Origin of the sequence: Pseudoalteromonas sp. CH_XMU1449-3, from assembly GCF_037027245.1 — a bacterium.
Classification (GTDB): domain Bacteria; phylum Pseudomonadota; class Gammaproteobacteria; order Enterobacterales; family Alteromonadaceae; genus Pseudoalteromonas; species Pseudoalteromonas shioyasakiensis.
In genome coordinates this window covers 152,976-174,938 of record NZ_JAYMDY010000007.1, presented here as the reverse complement: position 1 = coordinate 174,938, position 21,963 = coordinate 152,976, and the positions used below count along the sequence as shown (strand labels likewise).

The 21,963-nt window shown below is 40.2% G+C and carries 15 protein-coding genes; 8 read left to right on the top strand and 7 right to left on the bottom strand.

Annotated features, from left to right (window positions below; genetic code table 11):
* The first annotated feature begins 29 nt into the window (after positions 1-29).
* Positions 30-938: a sensor domain-containing diguanylate cyclase gene (locus WA256_RS10965; RefSeq protein WP_175078260.1), complete on the top strand. Its 909-nt coding sequence runs from the start codon at positions 30-32 to the stop codon at positions 936-938.
* 23 nt (positions 939-961) lie between these two features.
* On the opposite strand, the gene WA256_RS10960 is transcribed toward WA256_RS10965, so the two are convergent.
* Together WA256_RS10960 and WA256_RS10955 are read right to left on the bottom strand one after the other, a co-directional pair.
* Positions 962-2,062 (bottom strand): tyrosine-protein phosphatase, encoded by a 1,101-nt coding sequence (locus WA256_RS10960; RefSeq protein ID WP_335991294.1) that lies wholly within the window; start codon positions 2,060-2,062, stop codon positions 962-964.
* A gap of 65 nt (positions 2,063-2,127) precedes the next feature.
* Positions 2,128-4,617 (bottom strand): TonB-dependent receptor, encoded by a 2,490-nt coding sequence (locus WA256_RS10955; RefSeq protein WP_335991293.1) that lies wholly within the window; start codon positions 4,615-4,617, stop codon positions 2,128-2,130.
* A gap of 308 nt (positions 4,618-4,925) precedes the next feature.
* Here WA256_RS10955 and WA256_RS10950 point away from each other — a divergent pair, with 308 nt between their 5' ends.
* The 3 genes from WA256_RS10950 to WA256_RS10940 all read left to right on the top strand — a co-directional run bounded on the left by WA256_RS10950 (position 4,926) and on the right by WA256_RS10940 (position 8,348).
* Positions 4,926-5,765 carry a hypothetical protein gene (locus WA256_RS10950; RefSeq protein WP_062565295.1) on the top strand — a complete coding sequence of 280 codons (840 nt, stop codon included), beginning with the start codon at positions 4,926-4,928 and terminating at the stop codon, positions 5,763-5,765.
* Entirely contained in the window at positions 5,762-6,859 is a 1,098-nt protein-coding gene (locus WA256_RS10945) for a hypothetical protein (protein ID WP_335991290.1), read from the top strand. Before WA256_RS10950 ends, WA256_RS10945 begins: the two co-directional genes overlap by 4 nt.
* Positions 6,860-6,950: 91 nt before the next feature.
* On the top strand, positions 6,951-8,348 hold the full coding sequence (locus WA256_RS10940; protein WP_304637293.1) for a M28 family metallopeptidase: 1,398 nt from the start codon (positions 6,951-6,953) through the stop codon (positions 8,346-8,348).
* Here WA256_RS10940 and WA256_RS10935 read toward each other — a convergent pair.
* Entirely contained in the window at positions 8,341-10,497 is a 2,157-nt protein-coding gene (locus WA256_RS10935) for an ATP-binding protein (RefSeq protein WP_335991284.1), read from the bottom strand. The genes WA256_RS10940 and WA256_RS10935 overlap by 8 nt on opposite strands.
* Positions 10,498-10,720: 223 nt before the next feature.
* On the opposite strand from WA256_RS10935, the gene WA256_RS10930 reads away from it, so the two are divergent.
* The 3 genes from WA256_RS10930 (at position 10,721) to gdhA (ending at position 14,833) form a co-directional block, all read left to right on the top strand.
* The gene (locus tag WA256_RS10930) at positions 10,721-12,910 is read left to right on the top strand and encodes an LruC domain-containing protein (RefSeq protein ID WP_335991281.1); all 2,190 of its coding nucleotides are present in this window, start codon (positions 10,721-10,723) and stop codon (positions 12,908-12,910) included.
* Positions 12,911-12,912: 2 nt separating this feature from the next.
* Positions 12,913-13,398, top strand: a complete 486-nt coding sequence (locus WA256_RS10925; RefSeq protein WP_335991279.1) for a hypothetical protein — start codon at positions 12,913-12,915, stop codon at positions 13,396-13,398.
* Positions 13,399-13,480: 82 nt separating this feature from the next.
* Positions 13,481-14,833 carry an NADP-specific glutamate dehydrogenase gene (gene gdhA, locus WA256_RS10920; protein ID WP_130166384.1) on the top strand — a complete coding sequence of 451 codons (1,353 nt, stop codon included), beginning with the start codon at positions 13,481-13,483 and terminating at the stop codon, positions 14,831-14,833.
* Positions 14,834-15,094: 261 nt separating this feature from the next.
* Here gdhA and WA256_RS10915 read toward each other — a convergent pair whose 3' ends face one another.
* The 4 genes from WA256_RS10915 to WA256_RS10900 form a co-directional block, all read right to left on the bottom strand.
* Positions 15,095-16,069: a transposase gene (locus tag WA256_RS10915; RefSeq protein WP_335991276.1), complete on the bottom strand. Its 975-nt coding sequence runs from the start codon at positions 16,067-16,069 to the stop codon at positions 15,095-15,097.
* 250 nt (positions 16,070-16,319) lie between these two features.
* Entirely contained in the window at positions 16,320-18,035 is a 1,716-nt protein-coding gene (locus WA256_RS10910; RefSeq protein ID WP_335991274.1) for an AMP-binding protein, read from the bottom strand.
* Between the two features lie 235 nt (positions 18,036-18,270).
* Positions 18,271-18,723 carry a DUF3010 family protein gene (locus WA256_RS10905; RefSeq protein ID WP_175078269.1) on the bottom strand — a complete coding sequence of 151 codons (453 nt, stop codon included), beginning with the start codon at positions 18,721-18,723 and terminating at the stop codon, positions 18,271-18,273.
* Between the two features lie 64 nt (positions 18,724-18,787).
* Complete coding sequence (locus WA256_RS10900; protein WP_062565304.1) at positions 18,788-19,801, bottom strand: endonuclease/exonuclease/phosphatase family protein; 1,014 nt, start codon at positions 19,799-19,801, stop codon at positions 18,788-18,790.
* Positions 19,802-20,050: 249 nt separating this feature from the next.
* Between WA256_RS10900 and thrS the strand changes: the two genes are divergently transcribed.
* Positions 20,051-21,961 carry a threonine--tRNA ligase gene (thrS, locus tag WA256_RS10895; RefSeq protein ID WP_054561407.1) on the top strand — a complete coding sequence of 637 codons (1,911 nt, stop codon included), beginning with the start codon at positions 20,051-20,053 and terminating at the stop codon, positions 21,959-21,961.
* Positions 21,962-21,963 lie beyond the last annotated feature (2 nt).

Genomic DNA, 21,963 nt, shown 5'->3' with positions numbered 1-21,963 from the left:
TCAGTGTAGACCTAGCTTAAAAGTTGCGTATGAACATAGATACATCGGATTACTTGTCAGACATTATTGAGCTTCTACTCGATGCAGTATGCGTAGTTGATGCCAAAGGCACGTTACTTTTTACTAATCCAGCCTTTGAAACAATTTTCGGATACGCGCCAGAAGAAGCCATCAATAGAAACATGTTGGACTTTGTTTATCCAGAAGACAGAGCCAAAACCATCAATGCCATTAATCAAATTGTGGTCAATGATCAGCATCCACGATTTGAAAACCGCTGGGTTAGAAAAGATGGCAGAGTAGTGCATGTTTTGTGGTCTGTTTATTGGTCAAAAGAAAAGCAAGTTAGAGTAGCTATTGCTTATGACATTACAGAGCAAAAAAAGCTCGAACAAAAACTGATTTATATGGCAGGGCATGACCCTCTGACCGATCTTCCCAACCGCAGTTTCTTAACCACCCAGCTCGAGGAATCATTGTCAATTGCGAACACCATTTCAACCGTGATTGCAGTACTGTTTATCGATATTGATGGCTTTAAGCAAGTAAATGATATTCATGGTCATGGCGCTGGCGACAAGCTCTTAAAAACTATTGCTATGCGTATTCGTCATGTCTTAAAAAAAGAAGATAGTGTAGGGCGCTTAGGGGGCGATGAATTTGTGGTGATCCTCAATAGCATTAAACACAAAAAAGACGTCATCGAAATGGTTGATGAATTGATAGCTGAAATTTGCCAACCCTTAATTTATAACGACGCAGAGCTTATTTACTCGCCAAGTATTGGTGCCGTATTGTTCCCCGAGCATTATGGTGACGCAGAATATCTCATTCAGTGTGCCGATAAAGCCATGTACAAAGCAAAGTATGAAGGGGGTAATCGCATGGTGTTTTATAATGAAGGAATAAAGTTACCCGGCGCTAAAAGCACAGGGTAACTTTGGAGTGAACGCAGTGTTATTTACAATAAGTACTTGGCACGCAGGATTTGAATGTCTTCATCGCTTACGTCTAATTCGGCTTGAATGTAATTAAGTACACTTCCGTGTTGCTGCTCCATGCTCTCAATTGCAGATTCAAGTAAAGGCTGAGTGACCCCTTTAAGTGGCATCGCTACTTCTTTTGGTAGGCTGGCAAAAAACTGCATCATTGCTGCATATTTTGGGTCCATTTTGCCAGTGTCTTTAGCAAGCATATTTTCAAAATCGAGGTAGTCGTTTGATGCAAGATAGTCATTCATAATTGTCTGTTGATCAACGCCTAGCACAGTTAAAATCAATGCAGCACTGATACCTGTACGGTCTTTTCCTGCCGTACAATGGAACAATAAACCGCCGTCTTTATTTACTAAGCGGTCGAACATTTGTGTGTAGTTTTGCTTTTGGTCTTCTACAATTCGCGGGTACATTTGTACCATCACATTTTCGAGCTTTTCACGGCTTAGGTTAGGGTCACGAAGCACTTTGCCGATTTGTCCCATATCAAAGTCCATTTCGTAATCACGGTCGATGATTTCAACCTTATCAGCAGCCCACACTGTGACTTCTGAATCTCGCTCTGAATTAGCACGAAAATCAACAAGGGTATCGATATTTAAGCTATTGATAAGCGCATAGTCGTCGTTTGTTAGATTCGATAAAACCCCAGAACGGTAAATTTTGCCCCATTTTACAGTGCGGCCATCTTGGGTTTTGTAGCCGCCTAAGTCGCGGAAGTTACGGCCACCTTCAAGTGGAATTAGTCGCGTTGTGGTCATAGTTACTTCACCATTTTCTGGTTTTATAAAAAAGTAGTAACGCTGATGCTCATCACTTGATGACCAATTAAATACATTGGTAGAAATATCATCAGCAATGAGTATTGCATTCGTTAAATCTGGTGTTGTTGATACCAGAACATCAACAGCTGCAGGGACATCTTGCTGCCAGCTAATTTGGTAGTTTTCATTATTAAAATTAGTTTGTGCAGATTCAATAGCGACTTTAGGCGCAGTTGCTGTGCAAGCTGCAAGTGTTGATGAGACTAAAGCAGCAATGGCAATCTTTTTAAATATTGTTTTCATGGTTATTCCTTAGTTATTACTCGGCTCAGAGCGATTAAACTCTGAGCGGTAAATTCAAAAGTAAGTTAGAAGTTGATGCGAACACCCGCCATATAGCGGCGACCATAGCGTTCAATTTGGTTAGGAGTGGCTTCTGTGCCGATGTAACGCACGTCAATTTCATCGGTAAGGTTGTTGATGTTGGCGTAAAAGCTCACATCTGAGCCATACACTGGCTCTGCTAATGTGTAACTCAGTGAAAGGTCTAAACGGGTTTGTGCAGCCCAATATTCACCCATGCTGTCGTTTTCTGTGGTTGATAACCAATCATCACGATACTGATAATTCAATCGCGCAGAGAATAGGTCGTTTTCGTAGTAAACAGAGCTGTTGAAAATCATGTCTGATGTGCCCGGTAAACTAAAGCTGCTACCTGAAAGCGTGGTAAATTCACTGTCTAAGAGGGTTAGGTTGGCAGAGAAACCAAAACCATCCCAACTCTCAGAAATAAAATCGCTGGCTTGGCCAATAAAGTTAAGCTCGATACATTGGAAGTGACCTTCGTCACCATTGATAAACCCTGTGTATTTCCATTGTTCACCGGCAAATTCACTGATGTAGTTACCTGCATCTACATAGGTCGTATCCGCATAAATGACATCATCAATGTGTCGGTAGAAAGCGCCTACTGCAACAAGACTTGCATCGCCTGCATACCACTCTAATGACATATCAGCACCATATGAAGACTCTGCCTCTAAGAACGGATTACCCCCCGAGATGGTTTGCTCTGTGGTATCAATCGATGCTGATGCGCGCCATTCATTGTAAGTAGGGCGGCTCATACCCGTTGAAAGTGCGGCTCTGAATTTAACTTGATCAGATAAATCAATATTTAAATTCACACTCGGTAATACTTCGGTGAAGGTATCAGAATGTTCTCCTTCTGGACCACTGCTGGTGTAGTCAGTACTTTCAATACGTACCCCACTGACTAAAGAACCCCATTTGAATTGATTGGTCACCATGGCATAGGCGGTAGTGATGTTTTCATCAATATTTATTTTGCTGGCGTTATCTGGGGTGACTGTAAGTCCACCTGATGCGCTTTCTAAATCTGCTCTAAGCTGTTTATTGTCGAAGTAAGTGCCGTTAATGCTGTTTGTGAAATCTGTATGCCACGCTTGATCAGTTACATAGTCACTTGGATTGATCCCATATAGTGATCCCATGCCACCATTTGTGCCATAGCCCTGTGCTTCACGCTGGTCATGGCCTAGCCCCATTTTAAAGGTGTTGTTAAGCCCTGCGAAAGTAAAGTCAGTTTCTGCGTCTAGTTTAAATTGCAGGCTATCAATCGATAACGCACTGCCGTAAACCAGCAACATTTCGTAGCCATAATCTATATCGTTAAGGGAAGTGCCTGGTGCAAGTGTGACAAGAGGGTCGTTAATATCTGTTACATCATAGCTTGCGACCGCTGTGCCATATAAACTATAAGGCAGGGGTAAAAACACATCGTTTTCGGTTTTTGTGAAGTTTGTACGCGCTTCTAAAAACCAATCACCTAACTGGAGATCAGCACCAAGTGTGTTGGTCCATGTTGAGTTCTCATACAAACCATACTCTAAAGAGCGGCTTACCATGGCAAGGCCTGTGCCTGTTTCACCTGCAGCTAGGTTGCTGCCCGCAGCTTCTGCACCGCCTGCAAAATCAAATACATATTGGTTGCGCTCTTCATGATCTTGGAATTTACTGTATAGCGTGCTGAAGAAAAAACGGTTCATTGAATCGCTCGGACGATATTCAAATCGGCCACCATAGGCTTCGTCTTCACGTTTTACTTTATAGCTACGCATATCAAGTTCGTTAACAAGAAGCTCTGAATCCACTTGTTCTAAGTCGAATTCGCGGTTATCCGTGATTTGTTCACGGCTGTTTTGTGATGCGAATAAACTAATGCCTACATTTTCACCAGACCATGATGTTCGCACTGAAAACTTACTAATATCGCCATCGCCTAATTCTTGATTACCTAAACCTACATCAGTGGCTAGTGAGAAACCTTCAACATCAAACGGGTTAAAAGTTTCGATATTAATAAAACCAGCAATCGATTCGCCTGGCATATCAGGCATAATTGCTTTATTGGCAGATAAACGACTAGTAATAACAGACGGGAAGCTGTCAAAACGCGGAATACGGCCATTTTCAGCGCCAGGAATGGTCATGCCATCTATGGCAATTGTCGTGTAACGAAATGGTGCACCGCGAAAGTTTATATAGCGTGCTTGGCCTTGATCGCGTTCAATAGCAAGGCCCGGAACGCGACCTAAAGAATCTGCTAAGTTTTGATCAGGAAAGCGGCCAATGGTATCAGCAGCGACAATATCAACAAAGTTAGAGGCAGATTGCTTTGCCATAATAGCTGCTTTTTGGCTGTTTTTGATAGGGGATGCAACAGCAACGACTTCTTCTATTTCGTTATAGTCGTTTGTTTGTGCTGCATAGCTATACGACGATGAACAGGCAAGTACTACGCAAGCCGCTAATCGATTTCGAGCAAATGGTGTCACTTGAATACTCCGGGTTATTTTGGATGTTTTAAAAAGTTGGGCAAAGAATGGAATAGAAATATTGCAGTTTGGTTAAACCGGCATCGATATAAAATACAGGGATATCTATTAAATTTTTGTGTTTATTAAACAATGGGTTGGTAATTTTTAGAGATGTCTTTTTGGTTAATTTACTTAACCAAATAAGGGGACATGAAAAGTTAAATTTGATGTTTTTATGACAAATAAACTAACCCAAACGCTTTTCATAAGTTTGTAATACAAATGCTATAAATTAGTCATTTAAAAGATACTTTTAACAATAAAAAATGCCACGTAATTTTGTTTTCACTATTTTAAGACTGCTTATTGCCACACTGGTTTTACTGCCTGCCATGGTGTTTTTAAGCCAGCAAACAATTGAGCCTGTGGTTTTAAAAGAGCAATACAGTTACAGCTGCAAAGTAAAAAATACGAGCGGTAAAAAGCATTTTCATATTTATATGCCGACTAATTGGCAGGTTGAAGAGTTTGCGCAGACCTTATGCGATACGTTGCTCGCTAAGCAGAGTTTTGAAACTGTCACTGTGTCTTGGCAACCCAGAGAAATGCTCAGCACAGAACAATTACTCAGTGACAATTATGCGCTTTTTCTAAATCGTGATTATGCCTTAAGTGGTCTACTGCCAAATTGGGATGATTTTTATACAGCAATATTAAGCTTGCCAAGTTATCAGATTTCATGGTTTTCACATCAAGACAATATGCAGCTTTCAGCAAATTCATTAAAGAATAAACGAATAGGTTTACTCGAAGACAAGCGCAGTGAGTCTGGTTATTTAGCCCCTATGAGTGAATTAAAACAGTTTGGTCATGGGCTTGATAATGCACAATTGGTTTTTTACCCGAATAGAGAAAGTTTGGTTAATGATTTCTTGGCAGAAAAACTCGATATTATTCCGAGTGTCGGTCACCATGGGCAATTAAAGCGTTGGCCAGCGTCAAAAACACAGCCTTTACAGCATGTTTCATCAACCTTATCTTGGTACCTTAATGATCAATATGCTGATTTAGCGCCGTCCCTTGTAACCTATTTACAGCAATATCAGTCAAGGCTGTTAAAGGTTCATACCACGCATCCTTATAGTCTCGATAAGGGGCTAAGATGAATTACTTAAAAGCCCTTGTATTATTTTTACTTATTTTTGTTGGGCTGATTTATTTATCTGGGCAAAATGCTAAGCAGCAACTAATGATGACACTTGCAGAGCAGCTTCCTCAGGTTGTTAACCCTTCACTCAATAATGCCATAGATGAAAGCCAAGAACTTTCGCGCATGAGCCACTCACTATTAGATGATTTGCATGACATTACTTTTGTATCAAAGCTACCGGGGGATTTAGTTGCTTCTTTGACTGTGACTGAATTAAACCTAAGTAAAATACAGCTCTCAGGAAGTGACACACTTAACTGGCAATTTGGTAATCACACTCTCTATGCAAGCATTGATAGCTCGGTTAACTTTAACTATTGGCTGGTGGCTTTTTGGGCAAGCGCATTTACTGCAGTAGGTCTACTTATTGATTATTTGTTCAAGTTTATATTTAAGCTCCAGACTAACAGGCAAAAAGTACCTATACCCGTTCAAGTAATGACTGCGGAAGATAAGTTAAGCACTGCTATTGAAGAGTTACGCTGGTTTGATGGTTTAAAGCAACAGGGTTTAATAAAGGGTTTAACGGCACAGCAAGAATTACAATTGGCATCGTTTAAAGAGCAGCAACAATGTTGGTTTAGCATAGCCCTAAAGCAAGGTTTAAACATTGAACAAGCATTAAAAACAGCAGAGGCTGATGATGCGTTATGCTTTGACTTAGCAAATCAACAAGTGATTATCCATGGAGTACCTATCCGGCTTTCAAAGACACCTTTACTTTATTATTTTTGGTATGCAAAAAGAAAGTTTGAAGCCGAGCCTGCTTATTTAAATCCGCCACAGGGTAAACCTGATCATAAAAATGGCCAGCAGCTAGCCAAATTAATGCAGCAGTATGGTGGTCACCAAAAAGCGATACGTGATCTTGATGAAGGCTTAAAAGGCAAAACCTTAGATCAAAACCGCAATAAAATTAAAACTGAGCTGCAACGCGTGCTTGAAGGATTGGCATGTGATTATCTTTTTGATAGTGAAAGGGACGAGCGAACTGCTCGCTATCGTTATAGCTTGAAGTTACCAGCGTCTAAATTAAAGCTTGGCCCGTAGTTTTAACCTAGTAATTTGTTTTCTAACTCATAACTATTGCGCGAATTGAAATATTAGTTAGCCTTTAATGATTCATTGAAGGAGTGAAACTATGTTTAAGCGTAAAAAAATAACAACAACGGGTGCTTTGTTTAGCTCATCGCTGTTATTGATCTCGGCAGCTCATGCCACAACACCTCAATATAAAGATCAACAAGCTTTGCATGATATTGCAAATGCCGTTTCTAAAGCACGTATAGAGCAAGATATTCAAACGCTGGTTGATTTTGGCACTCGCCATACTCTATCTGAGACGAAATCAAATACGCGTGGTATTGGTGCTGCAAGACGTTGGATCAAGTCTGAGTTTGAGGCGATTTCTAAAGCCTGCGGTAACTGCCTAGAAATCATCGAAGTAAAAGACACTATTTCTGGTGAAAAGCGTATTCCAAACCCTGTTGAAGTTGTCAATATTGTGGCTATTCAGCGCGGTCAAGTTGATGCGGATCGTATGGTTATGATGTCGGGTGATATTGACTCGAGAGTGTCTGATGTAATGGACTATACCTCAGATGCGCCAGGGGCTAATGATAATGCATCTGGTGTGGCTGGCGTGCTGGAATCGGCGCGTGTTTTATCAAAGTATAAATTTAATGGCTCAATTGTTTATGCAGCTTTATCTGGTGAAGAGCAAGGCTTGTTTGGCGGTAAAATTTTAGCTAAATATGCACAAGAGCATAATTGGCGTGTTCATGGTGTTTTAAACAACGACATGATTGGTAATTCAACCGGCATTAATGGGGTAACAGATAACACAACTGCACGTATCTTCTCTGAAGGTACTCGCGTTATTGAAACCAAAGAGCAAGCCCATAAACGCCGTTTTACGGGTGGTGAAGTTGACTCTGCAAGTCGTAACCTTGCACGTTACATTGATACAATCGCAGATCGCTACATTGAAAATCTGGATACCATGTTGGTATATCGACTCGATCGTTTTGGTCGAGGAGGGCATCACCGTCCATTTAACGATGTTGGCTTTGCAGCTGTGCGTATAATGGAAACCAACGAAAACTATAATCAACAGCATCAAGACTTGCGTACTGAAAATGGTATTACCTACGGTGACACCATTGACCATGTTGATTTTGCCTATGCGGCGAAGTTAACGTCACTTAATGCAGTGACAATGGCTTCAATGGCATGGGCTCCAGCGCCACCAACGGGCGTTAGTATTTCAGGTGCAGTAAAACCAAGTACAACATTAGCGTGGCATAAAAGCGATGATCCAACGGTGGTCAGTTATAAAATCTATTGGCGTTACACGAGTGAGCCACAATGGCAATTTAGCCGCGATGTTGGCAATGTAACCGAAGCAACCCTTAAAAATGTTGTTATCGATAACTACTATTTTGGTGTTGCCGCTGTAAACAAAGACGGTATTGAATCACCAGTTGTCTTTCCTGGTGATGTTGGCGCGTTCGAATGGCCAGACAAATCAACTAAATAGGAATCGTTAAGTCATAGCGGACACCACCCAGTTCGCTATGAGCTGCTGTAATCCGCCAGTTATGGGCTTCGACAATTTGTTTTACTATCGCAAGCCCAATTCCTGAACCTGATTGTTTTACTGTTTTTAAGTCTGGCACTCTATAAAGATGGTCAAAAATCTTTGCTAAACTCTCGTCGCTGACACCAGGGGCTGAATCTTCATAGCAGATTAAGAGCTGAGTTTGGTTTTGGCTAATCCTCAAATTAAGCTTACCAGGGTGATTTGTGTACTTAAGTGAATTACTGATTAAGTTTGCAAATAACTGTGAAAGCCGTGTTGCATCGCACTCAAAGTTTAATTCATCAGCAACATTTTGTGAGAATCTCACTTCAAATTTATCAAGCTGGATTGCCATATCTGCGTGTAAGCTTTGGAAATACTCAGCTGCATTAAGTGTTGTTACGTTGAGCTGAAAGCTGCTTTGCTCTAAAAGTGAAATTTTATTTAAATCAGTGACTAAAGTTGCCATATCGGTGATTTTTTGGTTGAGTTTTTCGTATGTAAGCTCATTAAATTGAGTTAAGCCTGCTTGGAGCGTTTCAAGGTGTAAGCGCAACCCGGTTAATGGACCACTTAACTCGTGAGCAACTTGTGATAATAACTTACTACGTTGACTGATTTGTTTATCTAGATAATTTCGGCGCTGTTCAATAAGCTGTTTTCTCTGTCTTATTCTTAATAAAGCAATGCCCATTACAGCTAAAAGCAGGCTAAATAATAAAATGCTGTATAAGATAGTTTGGCGCTGTGAAGCAATTGCTTGGCTTTTTTCATTGTCTTGGAGCTTTAAATCTTGAATGGCCAAATCACGGTCGCGCATCGCAATGGAGTTTTGCAGCTCCGCTAAACGTTGATTGTAGTTGTTGCGGGCAAAACCTTTTTCAAGCTCTGTAATAGTCCGTTGGTACGACAATGCCTGTTTGTAATCAGCTTGTTGTACTGCCACAGTGATCAAATGTTCTAGGGCTGTGATTTGCTTTTGCAGCTTATTTTTTTGGTTGCTTAACTTGTAGGCTTGCTCAGCAAAATGTTCAGCTTGTTCGTGCTCAGTAGAGCCAATGTATAGCTTTGCTAATGTGAGTAATACATCAATATATAAGTGATCGTCTTGCTTGAGTTCAGTGATCACTTGTTTTTCAATGGTTAATGCTTGAGTTGCTTTATCGACTTCGAGCAAATTTATCGCAATATTATGGTTTGCCCAGGCAGTATTTCGTGCGCTGTTATAACTTGCGAACACCTGTTGAGCTTCTTGTGCGTATTCAAGTGCTGCATCGTAGTTTTTTAGCCCATATTCGCATTGGGATAGTTTAACTAAACTATGTCCGATATCAGAAAGTGAACCTGTTTGCCTATCAAAACTAAGGGCTATAATAAATTCGCTCTTTGCTTTTTCGTATTGTTCTAAATCTAAATAACTTTGGGCAATTGAATAACTTATGCCAGCTTGTAACGAGATAGACGGCGACATCTGTTGAATAACTTCACGGCGTTTTAGCTTATATTCGAGTGCAAGCGTTAAGCGGTCTAACTGTTCAAGATTACGCGAATAACCATGATAGAGCATTTCTTTTTGCTTTAAGGTTAATTCGCGATTGTTGTCGTGAATATAAACTTCAAGCAAGTTTAAGGCTGCTTGATACTCGCCAGCATTATGATAAGCACTGACAAGACTCGCCACGGCATCAATTTCATAATGGGTAAGTTGTAAGCGCTGAAATAGGGCGACATTTTGTTGCGATAAATAAATTGCGGTTTCTAAGTCACTTTTTCTATATGCCAACCGCGCTTTCGCTAGATACAACTCGCTGTAAATGGGGGCGTCTTTTTTGTATTTTGGGCCCGCTTCAAGTTCATCAATGATAGTTTGCGCTTGTTGAAATTGGCCGAGGTGTATGTGAACGTGAATTAATCTAACGTTATAACTTACTTGTTCTGCAAGGCTGGCAGACTCAATAAGCTTTTTATCGATGGCTTTTAAATAGTCATATCGTTTTTGGTAGTCACTGATTGTTCTGGCTTCATCAATGTTTTGTTGCAGTGTTGATGCAGAAGCACTGTTCATTGATAAGGCAAAGTACAGAATTACAGAGGCTTTAAGTTTCATAGTGGGGTTTATTATTATTTTTATTCCTAACTAGTCTAGCATGCCATTCTTTTAAGTGGGAATGATTTGCTTTTATAGCTAAAAAGAATTGCATTATGCAACTATGCCTCTTGCATCTTGCAAATACTCAGTCTGATTTTTCATAACACCTTGTTATAGCGTGAGTTATATTTTGGAATGGTTACTGCTTTGAGTAATAACACATCCACAGGAGAGTGTAATTATGAAAAGTAACATACCCGCTTACCTAATAACCGCACTTGCAACAGGCTTTGTAAGTGCTGCACCATTTGAACAGTGCCCTAGTAAAGCATTTTTGATTCAAGGTTCGCCTGCGCAAATGTTTGGCGTTGACCTAGTTTCTGCCAAAACCACCGTGCTTGCAGCGTCATTGGATTTTACAACAGAGGCGAATAACGACAGCGTAAATGCGGTTGGCTTTAATTATCAAGACCAGTACATGTATGGCTTTAGCAAACAAGCCCCGAGAAGTGTTGTACGTATTGGTGACGATTATGTTTTACAACGTTTGATTGTAAATGGTCTGCCAGATACCAATTTTTATGTTGGTGATATTCATGTGAATAGTGAAACTAATCAGGCGGTTTACTATTTATACCACCCTAAATTTGGTCTATATGGCATTGATTTAACAGAAGAGGCCGACGAGTATCAGGCGCAATTAGTTGCAGGCTCAGCGAACTGGAATTTAGCTATTTATGATTTTGCTTTTCATCCACACAGCAATCTTTTGTATGCGGTTGAGTCAAACGGCGACCTTTATGAAATCAACTTAGATAATCAGACACCCACTTTTGTCGCTAACCTCGACATAGCCGGCGATACTGGCGCTAATGGTGCAGGTTACTTTGATGTGCAAGGTCAGTTTTATTTTAGTAATAACCGCAGCGGTAAAATCCATAAAGTAGATTTAAGCACCAGCCCTGTGGTTGGTTATACACCTACCGCTGCAGTGTTCACCTTAGGGCCAACATCGAATCAAAATGATGGTGCACGCTGTGCTATTGCGGAAGTAAAAGTAACTGATAACTCGATCGACTTTGGCGATGCCCCTATGCCATATAAAACAGCGCTTGCTGATAGTGGTGCCCGCCATCTGTTTGACCCTAATGAAGACCAATCAAATTTAGTTTATTTAGGAGCCGTTGTTGATGGTGAAAATATTAACACTCCGGCAGATTTACAGGCTTCACCCGTCGATAGCTCAGATGATGGTGTTAAATTTTTAACTGATTTTGTTGCAGGCTCTACCAGCCAGATAATTGTGACCGCTCCTAATGATAATGGTTATTTATATGCTTGGTTCGATTGGGATCAAAATTTCCAGTTTGATCCAGACGAAATCACAGTAAGTAAATACAGCTTAAATCAAGGTGATAACAGTGTGCTGGTTGATGTACCGAGTGATGCAGTGATGGGAGCAACATGGGCACGCTTTCGTGTAACCGATGGCAGCGAGGCTAACCCAATTACCGCAAGTGGTGGGGTAACAGGCGGCGAAGTCGAGGATTACCCGGTAACAACATATGGAAGTTTGGTATATCCAAGTGAGAATGGCTGGGTAACCCTTGCCTATGAAGATCAATGGCCTTTTGCTGGTGATTATGACTTTAACGATTTAGTTGTAAATTACCGGACTACATTGATTGATAAAGAAGGTCAGGCCATTGGTTACAAAATAGAAGGGGAGTTGGTTGGAATTGGTGCTGATTTTCATAATGGCTTTGCAGTTCGTTTGTATCAAACGATAGCCGATGATGTTAATAAACGAATATTAAGAAGTCAGATAGATACAAGTTCAATAAATTTAACGATAAATGGCGAAATACAATCACATTCTATATTAGAACAAGGGGTTGAAGATGCTATTTTCATTATCATGCCAGACACTTGGGATTATGCAGATAAGCAGTCAAGTTGTAGTTATTTTAGAACTGAAACAGGCTGTGATACCAACAGCAAAGTTTCGTTTAGTTTAACCGTTTCACTTCAAAGTGGAGTGACCACAATTGAAGCGCCAAAATATACTTTAGACCCATTTATTTTCGCGGCTCAAGATCACTATCATGGTGAGTTTTTAGTTGGACAAAACCCACGTGGTTGGGAAGTTCATATTAAGAATCAACAACCAACCGAAAAATTCAATTCACAGTTATTTTCAATCACTGACTCTGATGATGCCAGTAATAGTGCTCAAAGTTATTATTTCCAAACTGAAACTGGTCTACCTTGGGCAATGGAGATTGGCAGTTCATGGGCACACCCAAAAGAGAGTGTTGATATAACACATGCGTATAGTGACTTTAGAGCATTTGCTGAATCAGAGGGACGAGAAAAACCGCTTTGGTTTAATAATGCAAAACTTGCAAATGTTATTCTACGAGGAGAATAGTCATGAAACATTATACTTTATTAATCATAAGCTTATTGTTATCTGCGTGTGGTGGCGGTGGTGAAGGTAGCTCTTCAACTGAAGCGGTAAATACAACTGTTACGCAGACACCCACAACAAGCACGCCGCCACCAGAAACAACACCTCCTGACACGAGTGTAGAAACAGAGACAATGGCTGACCTAACGATTGCTCCTCAATTTGATTTAAGTAGCAAGATAGAACTAAACATAGATGTTGATTTGAACATGGGTGATAGCAGAGCGTATTTAAATATCTGCTTGAAAGGCGATGATAATAAGGCTGATTACGATCAATGCTTATTGCGGGCACCTCTAAAACAAAGCAAATTAACGTCGACTGTGATGCTGGCAAATAGTGCCTTAGAGCTTGTGGCAGAAGTTTGGTTTTATGATTCTCAAAATGAACCACTGCGTTTTGAGTGGCAATATGATGGGGAGCAATCAGCGGTGTTCACTATTCGTTAAACATGAGTGATCGATATTATGTCTTAGTCAGTTTAATTCTAATAGACTGAATATTTTCAACAGCTTGAAAGAGGATTTTGTAATGCAATATATCGAAGAGGTACTGCAATCAGTTAAAGAGTCTAATCCAAATGAGCCTGAGTTTTATCAAGCTGTTGAAGAAGTGCTTTCATCAATAAATCAGGTAGTAGAAGGGAATAGTGAATATCAACAGCAGGCAATTCTAGAGCGGTTAGTTGAGCCTGAAAGGCAAGCAATATTTAGGGTTCCTTGGCTTGATGATGACGGCAAAGTGCAAGTTAATCGTGGTTTTAGAATCGAATTTAGCTCAACTCTAGGCCCTTATAAAGGGGGCTTGAGGTTCCACCCGAGTGTCAATCAAAGTGTGGTGAAGTTTTTAGGCTTTGAACAAGTTTTGAAGAATGCACTCACAGGGTTGCCATTAGGAGGCGCTAAAGGCGGTGCTGACTTTAACCCTAAAGGAAAAAGTGACAATGAAATTATGCGTTTTTGTCAGTCATATATGACTGAACTCTATCGTCACATAGGTGCTAACACAGATGTTCCTGCTGGTGATATTGGCGTTGGGGCGAGAGAAATTGGTTATCTATTTGGTCAATATAAACGGATCACTAATCAATTTGAAGGGGTACTAACTGGTAAGCCTGAGGTTATGGCGGGTTCTTCACTGAGAACCGAAGCTACTGGCTATGGTGTTGCATATTTTTTAAGTGCCATGCTAGATGCTAAAGGCGATTCTTTAAGAGGTAAACGATGCCTAGTTTCTGGTGCTGGTAATGTAGCATTGTATTTGATGGAAAAGCTTGACCAATACGATGCTGTTATTCTTAGCTGTAGTGATTCAAAAGGGACCTTATATTGTAAAGATGGGCTTGATGTGGCTCTCGTAAAACACTTAAAAAATGAACGAGGTGCTGAGCTTAGGGATTATTTGAACGAGCACAAAGATGCTGAGTTTACGCCAGTAAATCAATATCCTAGCGACGGACATCATGTATGGCGATATGAGGCAGATATTGCACTTCCTTGTGCAACTCAAAATGAAATTACCGAAAAAGATGCTGAAGCCTTGGTTGAAAATGGCTGCTCTGTTGTATGCGAGGGGGCAAACATGCCGACCACAGCTGATGCGTTAAAAGTATTTAAAGACAATGATGTATTTTTAGGGCCAAGTAAGGCTGCAAATGCTGGTGGAGTTGCTACCAGTCAATTTGAAATGGCTCAAAATGCAAGTATGCAAAAGTGGCGAGCTGAGCAAGTTGATGAGAAACTTCAACAAGTTATGAAGTCTATTTTCGATACAATTTCAGCTACCGCCAAGCAGTACTCCCATGAACACGACTTGGTACTTGGTGCGAATATAGCGGGTTTTGAACGAGTTGCAGATGCTATGTTAAAACAAGGAGTTGTGTAATAAATAAAAGACATCCATTTTTTTAAAACGAATTAAGGAGACATCCATTTTTATAAAAAGACACCCAATTTTGGTAGTTAAAAGCTAGATAGCCACAGCTTTTGGTTGACTTCATTTATGTACAAATTATGTTTAGTTCTTTGTTGTTATTTAAATTTAAAAATTAGTTATTTAATTCTAGATGAAATTAAATTCAGTACGTAGAAATTTTCTATTTTTTAAAATAGATGAATAAAAGTAGTAAATGAAAAGTTTAAGTGTTTAGCAAAACAAAGCTTGGCTATTAGTTATTGAGCTTCTTCTCTTTCGTTTCATCTGTTTTGCATACTCAGTTATAGCTTGCTCTTTACCCGCTGTATTTTTAAACGAGCGGGTAAAGGAAGTGGTGAGTGTGAGCCAGTTTTCAGTACAAATGTTTAACCTTTCAAGTATTGGTAATGCCTCCTCTGGGATTTTCCCTGGCTTATTTTCTCGTATTGAGCGGCCTGTCCAATCTACAAGTTGCAGATATGTCTTGAGTTCAAATGGTAGTCCCTTAGGCATATGTTTACGAGGTTTACCTGCAAAGCGCATAAGCGATTTTGGTTGCTTATTGTTTTGAGCTAACTGAATTCGTACTTTAATACTGGTGTAGTCAGATTGCTCAGGTAAATCAGCCGCTTTTGCTCTAACAGGGTTTAAATCAACATATGCAAGACAAGCGGCAAGTGCTGCTTCATCAAGTAAAGCTTGTGATTTAAAGCGACCTTCCCAGAACCGCCCTTTACATTCATCTTCTTGATTTGCTTTTCGTGCAATACCCTCGTTAAGAACTCGCATAAACCAACTAATGCTGCAGAGCCGTTCTCGATATAAATTTACTCTGGTATTAACCGCAACGAGCTCAGCTTGTGTTAGCAATTCGCCATTTAAGAATCGTTGGCATAGGAATGTACTTTTGAATAACTTGTGCCACCTAATTAGAATCGCTTTATTATTTAGACGCTTAGCTTTTGCTATATCAATGTGAAGAACCAGATGAGTGTGATTACTCATTACAGCGTAGGCACAAATATCAATACAAAACATCCTGCCAAGTTGAAGTAGTTTCTTTTCAACCCAATCTCGCCGGTGTTCATATGAACGACCCGTTAGTGGATCTTGCCCGCACAAATAAGCGCGACGAACGCAGCGTGAAATGCAGTGATAGTAAGGTGTGTTTGAAACGCTAATTAAGTTTCTACGTGGGGTTGCCATGCTCTTCTCCTCCATGAGTTGAACAATTTAAGTTTAGTCATAATTTTGTGAAGTGAGAAATATTAAGTTGGGTGTCTTCTTAAATTTATTCTTTAGATATGAAGCTCGGTTAACTCCTTAAATAAATATGGGCGTCTTAATTTAATTTGGGTGTCTTAATATCTTTTCATAATATGGGTGTCTTAATAAATTAAAAAGCTCAGCGGTGCTGAGCTTGGTTGAAATTTTTTTTGGGGGGGCAAGTAAATGATTACGAAAAGGCTGTTTCGCTTAGGAGTTCTTGCATTTGTTCACGCATTTTGAACTTTTGAAGTTTGCCAGTCACTGTCATAGGGTATTCTTCAACAAAGCGGATGTGCTTTGGTACTTTGAAATAGGCTAGTTTGTCTTTTAAGAAATCACGAATGGCATTTTCATCAAGTACTGCATCATCTTTAGGTTGGATCCAGGCACATACTTCTTCGCCGTATTTTTCATCGTTAATACCAAATATAGCCGCATCTTGAATACCTGGGTAGGTGTAGAGAACTTCTTCTATTTCTCTTGGGTAGATGTTTTCACCACCGCGGATGATCATGTCTTTTATTCGGCCAACGATAGCAACAAAGCCATCTTCGTCCATTACACCTAAGTCACCAGAATGTAACCAACCGTCTTGATCAATTGTTGCTTTCGTTTTCTCTTCATCATTCCAATAGCAGCGCATAATTCCAGCACCACGACTACATACTTCACCCGGTATGCCAACTTTTTGAATATCACCCAGCTCGTCGATAATTTTCACTTCAGTATGGGCTAATGCACGGCCCACTGTGGTAACTTGTTTTTCGAGAGGCGAGTCGGTTTCGGTCACGTTATTTATCGGGCTACACTCAGTTTGGCCATAACCAATTACAACTTCTTTCATATGCATTAATGAGTGAACTTTACGCATAACTTGCTCAGGGCAGGTTGAGCCGGCCATTACGCCTGTTCGTAGGCTAGATAAGTCATAGTTTGCAAAATCTTTAAGCTCTAACTCGGCGATAAACATAGTTGGAACACCATGCAGGCCGGTACAGCGTTCTTTTTCAACAACTTCTAGGGTTGTTTTAGGGTCGAAAGAATCACCCGGAAAAACTGCAGTAGCACCTTTACTTATACATACTAAATTGCCAAGCACCATACCAAAGCAGTGATATAGCGGTACAGGAATACAGAGTTTATCCTCATGTGTCAGCTTCATCGCTTGGGCCATCAAAAATCCGTTATTGAGGATGTTTTTATGCGATAAGGTCGCTCCTTTTGGATTACCCGTAGTACCAGAAGTAAATTGAATATTGATATCTTGGTCACAGCTTAAAGTAGCAGCTATTGCATCAAGCTCTAGCTTATGGGCATCTGTTGCGCGCTGCATGATATCGCTGAAGCTAAACATGCCAGTAGCAGGCTCATCACCAATACGAATTATATTTTTTAGATGTGGCAGGGCGTTTAAATTTAATTCACCTGCTTGTGAATCTTTAAGTTCCGGTGCGAGCTCATTGAGCATGCTTATATAATTACTGGCTTTAAATTCACTTGCTGTGATAAGTGTTGAACACTCAACACTATTGAGTGCGTATTTTAATTCGCTTGGTCGGTATGCAGGGTTGATGCACACCATAATTGCACCAATCTTGGCTGTAGCAAATTGGGTTAAGCACCATTCAATATTGTTAGGAGACCAAATACCAACCCGGTCGCCAGGTTTTACGCCAAGTGATAATAATCCCATTGCTAACTGGTTAATCTGCTGCTGGTATTGTCTATAGGTTAATCGGATCTGTTGATGATGAACCACAATTGCGGGGTGATCAGGGTGATTGTCGACAATGTTGTCAAGGTACTGTCCAATTGTTTGTTCTATCAATGGAATGTCTGTACGGCCTTGATAATAGCTTTGAGTAAGTGGAAGCGCATTACAGTGTGTGTTCTTTGTCTGCATTGTATTCTCCGTGTCCGGTTAATTTGTTGTTATGGACTTGATGCAAAAGAATTGAAACAATCAATTAGGATGATTTCAAAACATGCGTACCTGATTAACTAAACACAGATTGTCGACAAAGAAAAGCTTTATAAGACTAATGTACAGAGTGTAATTTTAATAAAGCAGAATAAAGAATGGGTTTTGAGGTATAAAAAAACGTGCCGTAGCACGTTTTTTTAAGAATAAGCAGCAATTAAGCTTTTGGCTCATCTTGCTTATAAGTTTTACGCATGATGTACACGTAAGCACTAATGAATGCGTTTTCTTGGAATTTTTTCAGGCCTGTGTCTTCAAAATCAATAGGTACTGGGTTGCGCTTAAGCTGCTCTTTGATTTCAGTTGCAGATAAAACTTGCACATCTAAGTGCTCGATTAACTGAATAGCCGTTTCCATTTTGAAACCTTTAGCACTACCAGCGAATTTACCTTTAGCTTGGCGCTCTTTGATTGCTACAGAGTCAATTTGGTAATCTTCCATTAATTTTTTGAAATCAAATTGGAATTTACGCATTACTTCTGTGTCATTACCGTTACCTAAGGTAAAACGTGTTTGTCTGACATCACGGATATCAAATACGTCATTGTCTTTGGTTAAAATACACAGTAGTACGTCGCTACCTGTAATTTCTACACCGCATGTTCTCATGGTCATTCTCTAAATAACTTAATTTGCGCAATTATAGCAAGTAACGTTATGAAAATCAGTTGCTTTAAAAATGAATTTTTATAGCGATAACACTATGGTCACTTACACTAATGTCTTCGGTCAGTTGTGTAGGGGAAATATGCTTGTCATAACTTTCATAGTCGAGCGCTTTCACCTTTGAAACTTGGCAGTCGGGATTAAAATGTGCAGAGGCAAGAATATAATCTAGTACATTACCTTTACCTTGGTAATAATGGCTAAAGGGTTTGTTTTTCTCATCATAAAACGACCGACTAAACTCGTAGCTGTCGGTTAGGCCAACAACGGGTTCGTTATGTTCTATGCAGGGCTCACAGCGTGTAGGATGAAACCCTTGTGTCATGAACGATAAAGTAGGGCTAGTAAGTACATCGTTAAAGTCACCCATAACGAGCGTTGCACATTGCTTTTCGCGTTGGGTTTTTAGCGCATCATAATAAACAATAGATGCTTCCAATGAACGCGATATTTGCGACTGCATGGTACCCACCGTCTGGTGTAACAACTGCAGCAACGGATCTTCAAGGTTATGAATATTAAGAATATGCGCCATTGATTGCACACGTTGTGACTTAAAGTGAACAACATAAAAGCAGACTTCACCAAAATCTGGTAAATCAATCATGCATTTAATCGGGGTGCGGTTAAATTTGAACTCATTTTGATTGTTTAAGTACTCAAGTAATTCAGGGCATGGTGTCAATGCATCGGCCGATTTAAACGGGTATTTACTGGCAATCGCAACCACAGGATTGAATAACACTTGCGGATAAAGGCTATCATGGGACGGGCTATCGACCGTTTTAAAATAATCATATCCCGCTTCTTTGCATTGCACTTCTAGAGCATGCTGACTAAACACTTCTTGAAACGCCACCACATCAGGGTTTGCCTCATTTAAGAAATTAGCTACAAACAATTGTTTTTGCTGCCATTGCGTATTGTTATAGCGTTCATGTAACTGGTAAAACGAGTAGGGTGGCGCGGTGTAATTTAATAAATTAAACGTTGCGAATTTGAACGTACGCGTGTTTGGCATTTTCATCACTCTAAAAGTACTGACTCACTAAGTATGAAATGACTTAACTAATTGTCAATTTAGTCTTCTAACTACTTGTATTTGAGAACGTGAGCGGCGACAATAGCTGCTTGTATTTGCGAAGACTCAGTAAATACAAGCTTAAATAGCAATGCTTATTCGTAAAAGCGTTGCAGAGTTACATAAAATTTTTTTAAAAATATTACATGTGATGCATTGTAGGCATCACCACTGTATTAAGGATTTATAATGCCAGTTATTACCCTCCCTGACGGTAGTCAGCGTAGTTTTGAAAACCCAGTAAGTACATATGACGTAGCGAGCGATATCGGTCCAGGTCTTGCCAAGGCAACGATTGCAGGCCGTGTTAATGGTACTCGTGTTGATGCATGTGACTTAATCACTGAAGATGCGCGTTTAGAAATTATCACAGCAAAAGATGATGATGGTTTAGAGATTATCCGTCACTCATGTGCGCACCTTATTGGTCATGCAGTTAAGCAGCTTTTCCCTGAAGCAAAAATGGCAATCGGTCCGACCATCGATAACGGATTCTATTACGATATCGATATGGAACACTCTTTAAGCCAAGATGATTTAGATGCTATCGAAAAGCGTATGCTTGAGCTTGCTAAAACAAACTACGACGTTGTTAAAAAGACCGTAAGCTGGCAAGAAGCACGCGATACTTTTGAAGCGCGTGGTGAAACCTATAAAATGGAAATCCTAGACGAGAACATCGCGAAAGATGATCGTCCAGGCTTATACCATCACGAAGAATACATCGACATGTGTCGTGGTCCACACGTTCCAAACATGAAGTTCTGTCAACATTTCAAAATCATGAAAGTGGCAGGTGCTTATTGGCGCGGTGATTCTGAAAACAAGATGCTGCAACGTATCTACGGCACTGCATGGGCAGATAAAAAGCAACTTAAAGCGTATTTAAAACGCTTAGAAGAAGCTGAAAAACGTGATCACCGTCGTATTGGTAAAGCGCTTGATTTATGGCACTGGCAAGAAGAAGCACCAGGCATGGTGTTTTGGCACAACGATGGTTGGAGCATTTACCGTGAACTAGAAGACTTCGTTCGTGAAAAACTACGTGAGTACGATTACGAAGAAGTTAAAGGCCCATTAATGATGGACCGTGGTTTATGGGAAAAATCAGGTCACTGGGACAAATACGCAGATGCGATGTTCACAACTGAATCTGAAAAGCGTGAATACGCAATCAAACCAATGAACTGCCCAGGTCACGTACAAATCTTTAACCAAGGTTTAAAATCATACCGTGATCTTCCATTACGTATGGCAGAGTTTGGTTGTTGTCACCGTAACGAACCATCAGGTGCATTACACGGCTTAATGCGTGTACGTGGCTTTACTCAAGATGATGCGCATATCTTCTGTACTGAAGAGCAAATCATGGATGAAGTTTCTGCATGTATCAAAATGGTTTACGACACATACGAAACGTTTGGCTTTGAGAAGATCGTTGTAAAACTATCTACTCGTCCAGAAAAACGTATCGGTGAAGACGAAATGTGGGATAAAGCTGAGCTTGCACTAGCTGATGCATTAAAAGCAAACGACATTGAGTTTGATTACCTACCAGGTGAAGGTGCATTCTACGGTCCTAAGATTGAGTTTACACTTTATGACTGTTTAGACCGTGCATGGCAATGTGGTACTGTACAGCTAGACTTTGCATTACCAGGTCGTTTAGGTGCAACTTATGTTGCTGAAAATAACGAACGTCGTACACCAGTTATGATCCACCGCGCAATTTTAGGTTCAATTGAGCGTTTCATCGGTATTTTAACTGAAGAATACGCTGGTTTGTTCCCAACGTGGCTTGCTCCTAAGCAAGTTGTGATCATGAACATCACGGATAAACAAGCAGATTATGTGCAAGAAATTGTACAAAAATTAAATAAACTTGGAATTAGAGCCGCTGCTGACTTGAGAAATGAGAAGATTGGCTTTAAAATCCGTGAACATACGTTAAAACGTATTCCATATTTACTTGTTGTTGGCGATAAAGAAGTTGAACAACAAGAAGTGGCAGTACGCACTCGCACAGGTGAAGACCTAGGCAAATTTAGTGTTGATGATTTCGTTGCTAAAGTAAGCGAAGAAATTAAAAATCGACAATAAAT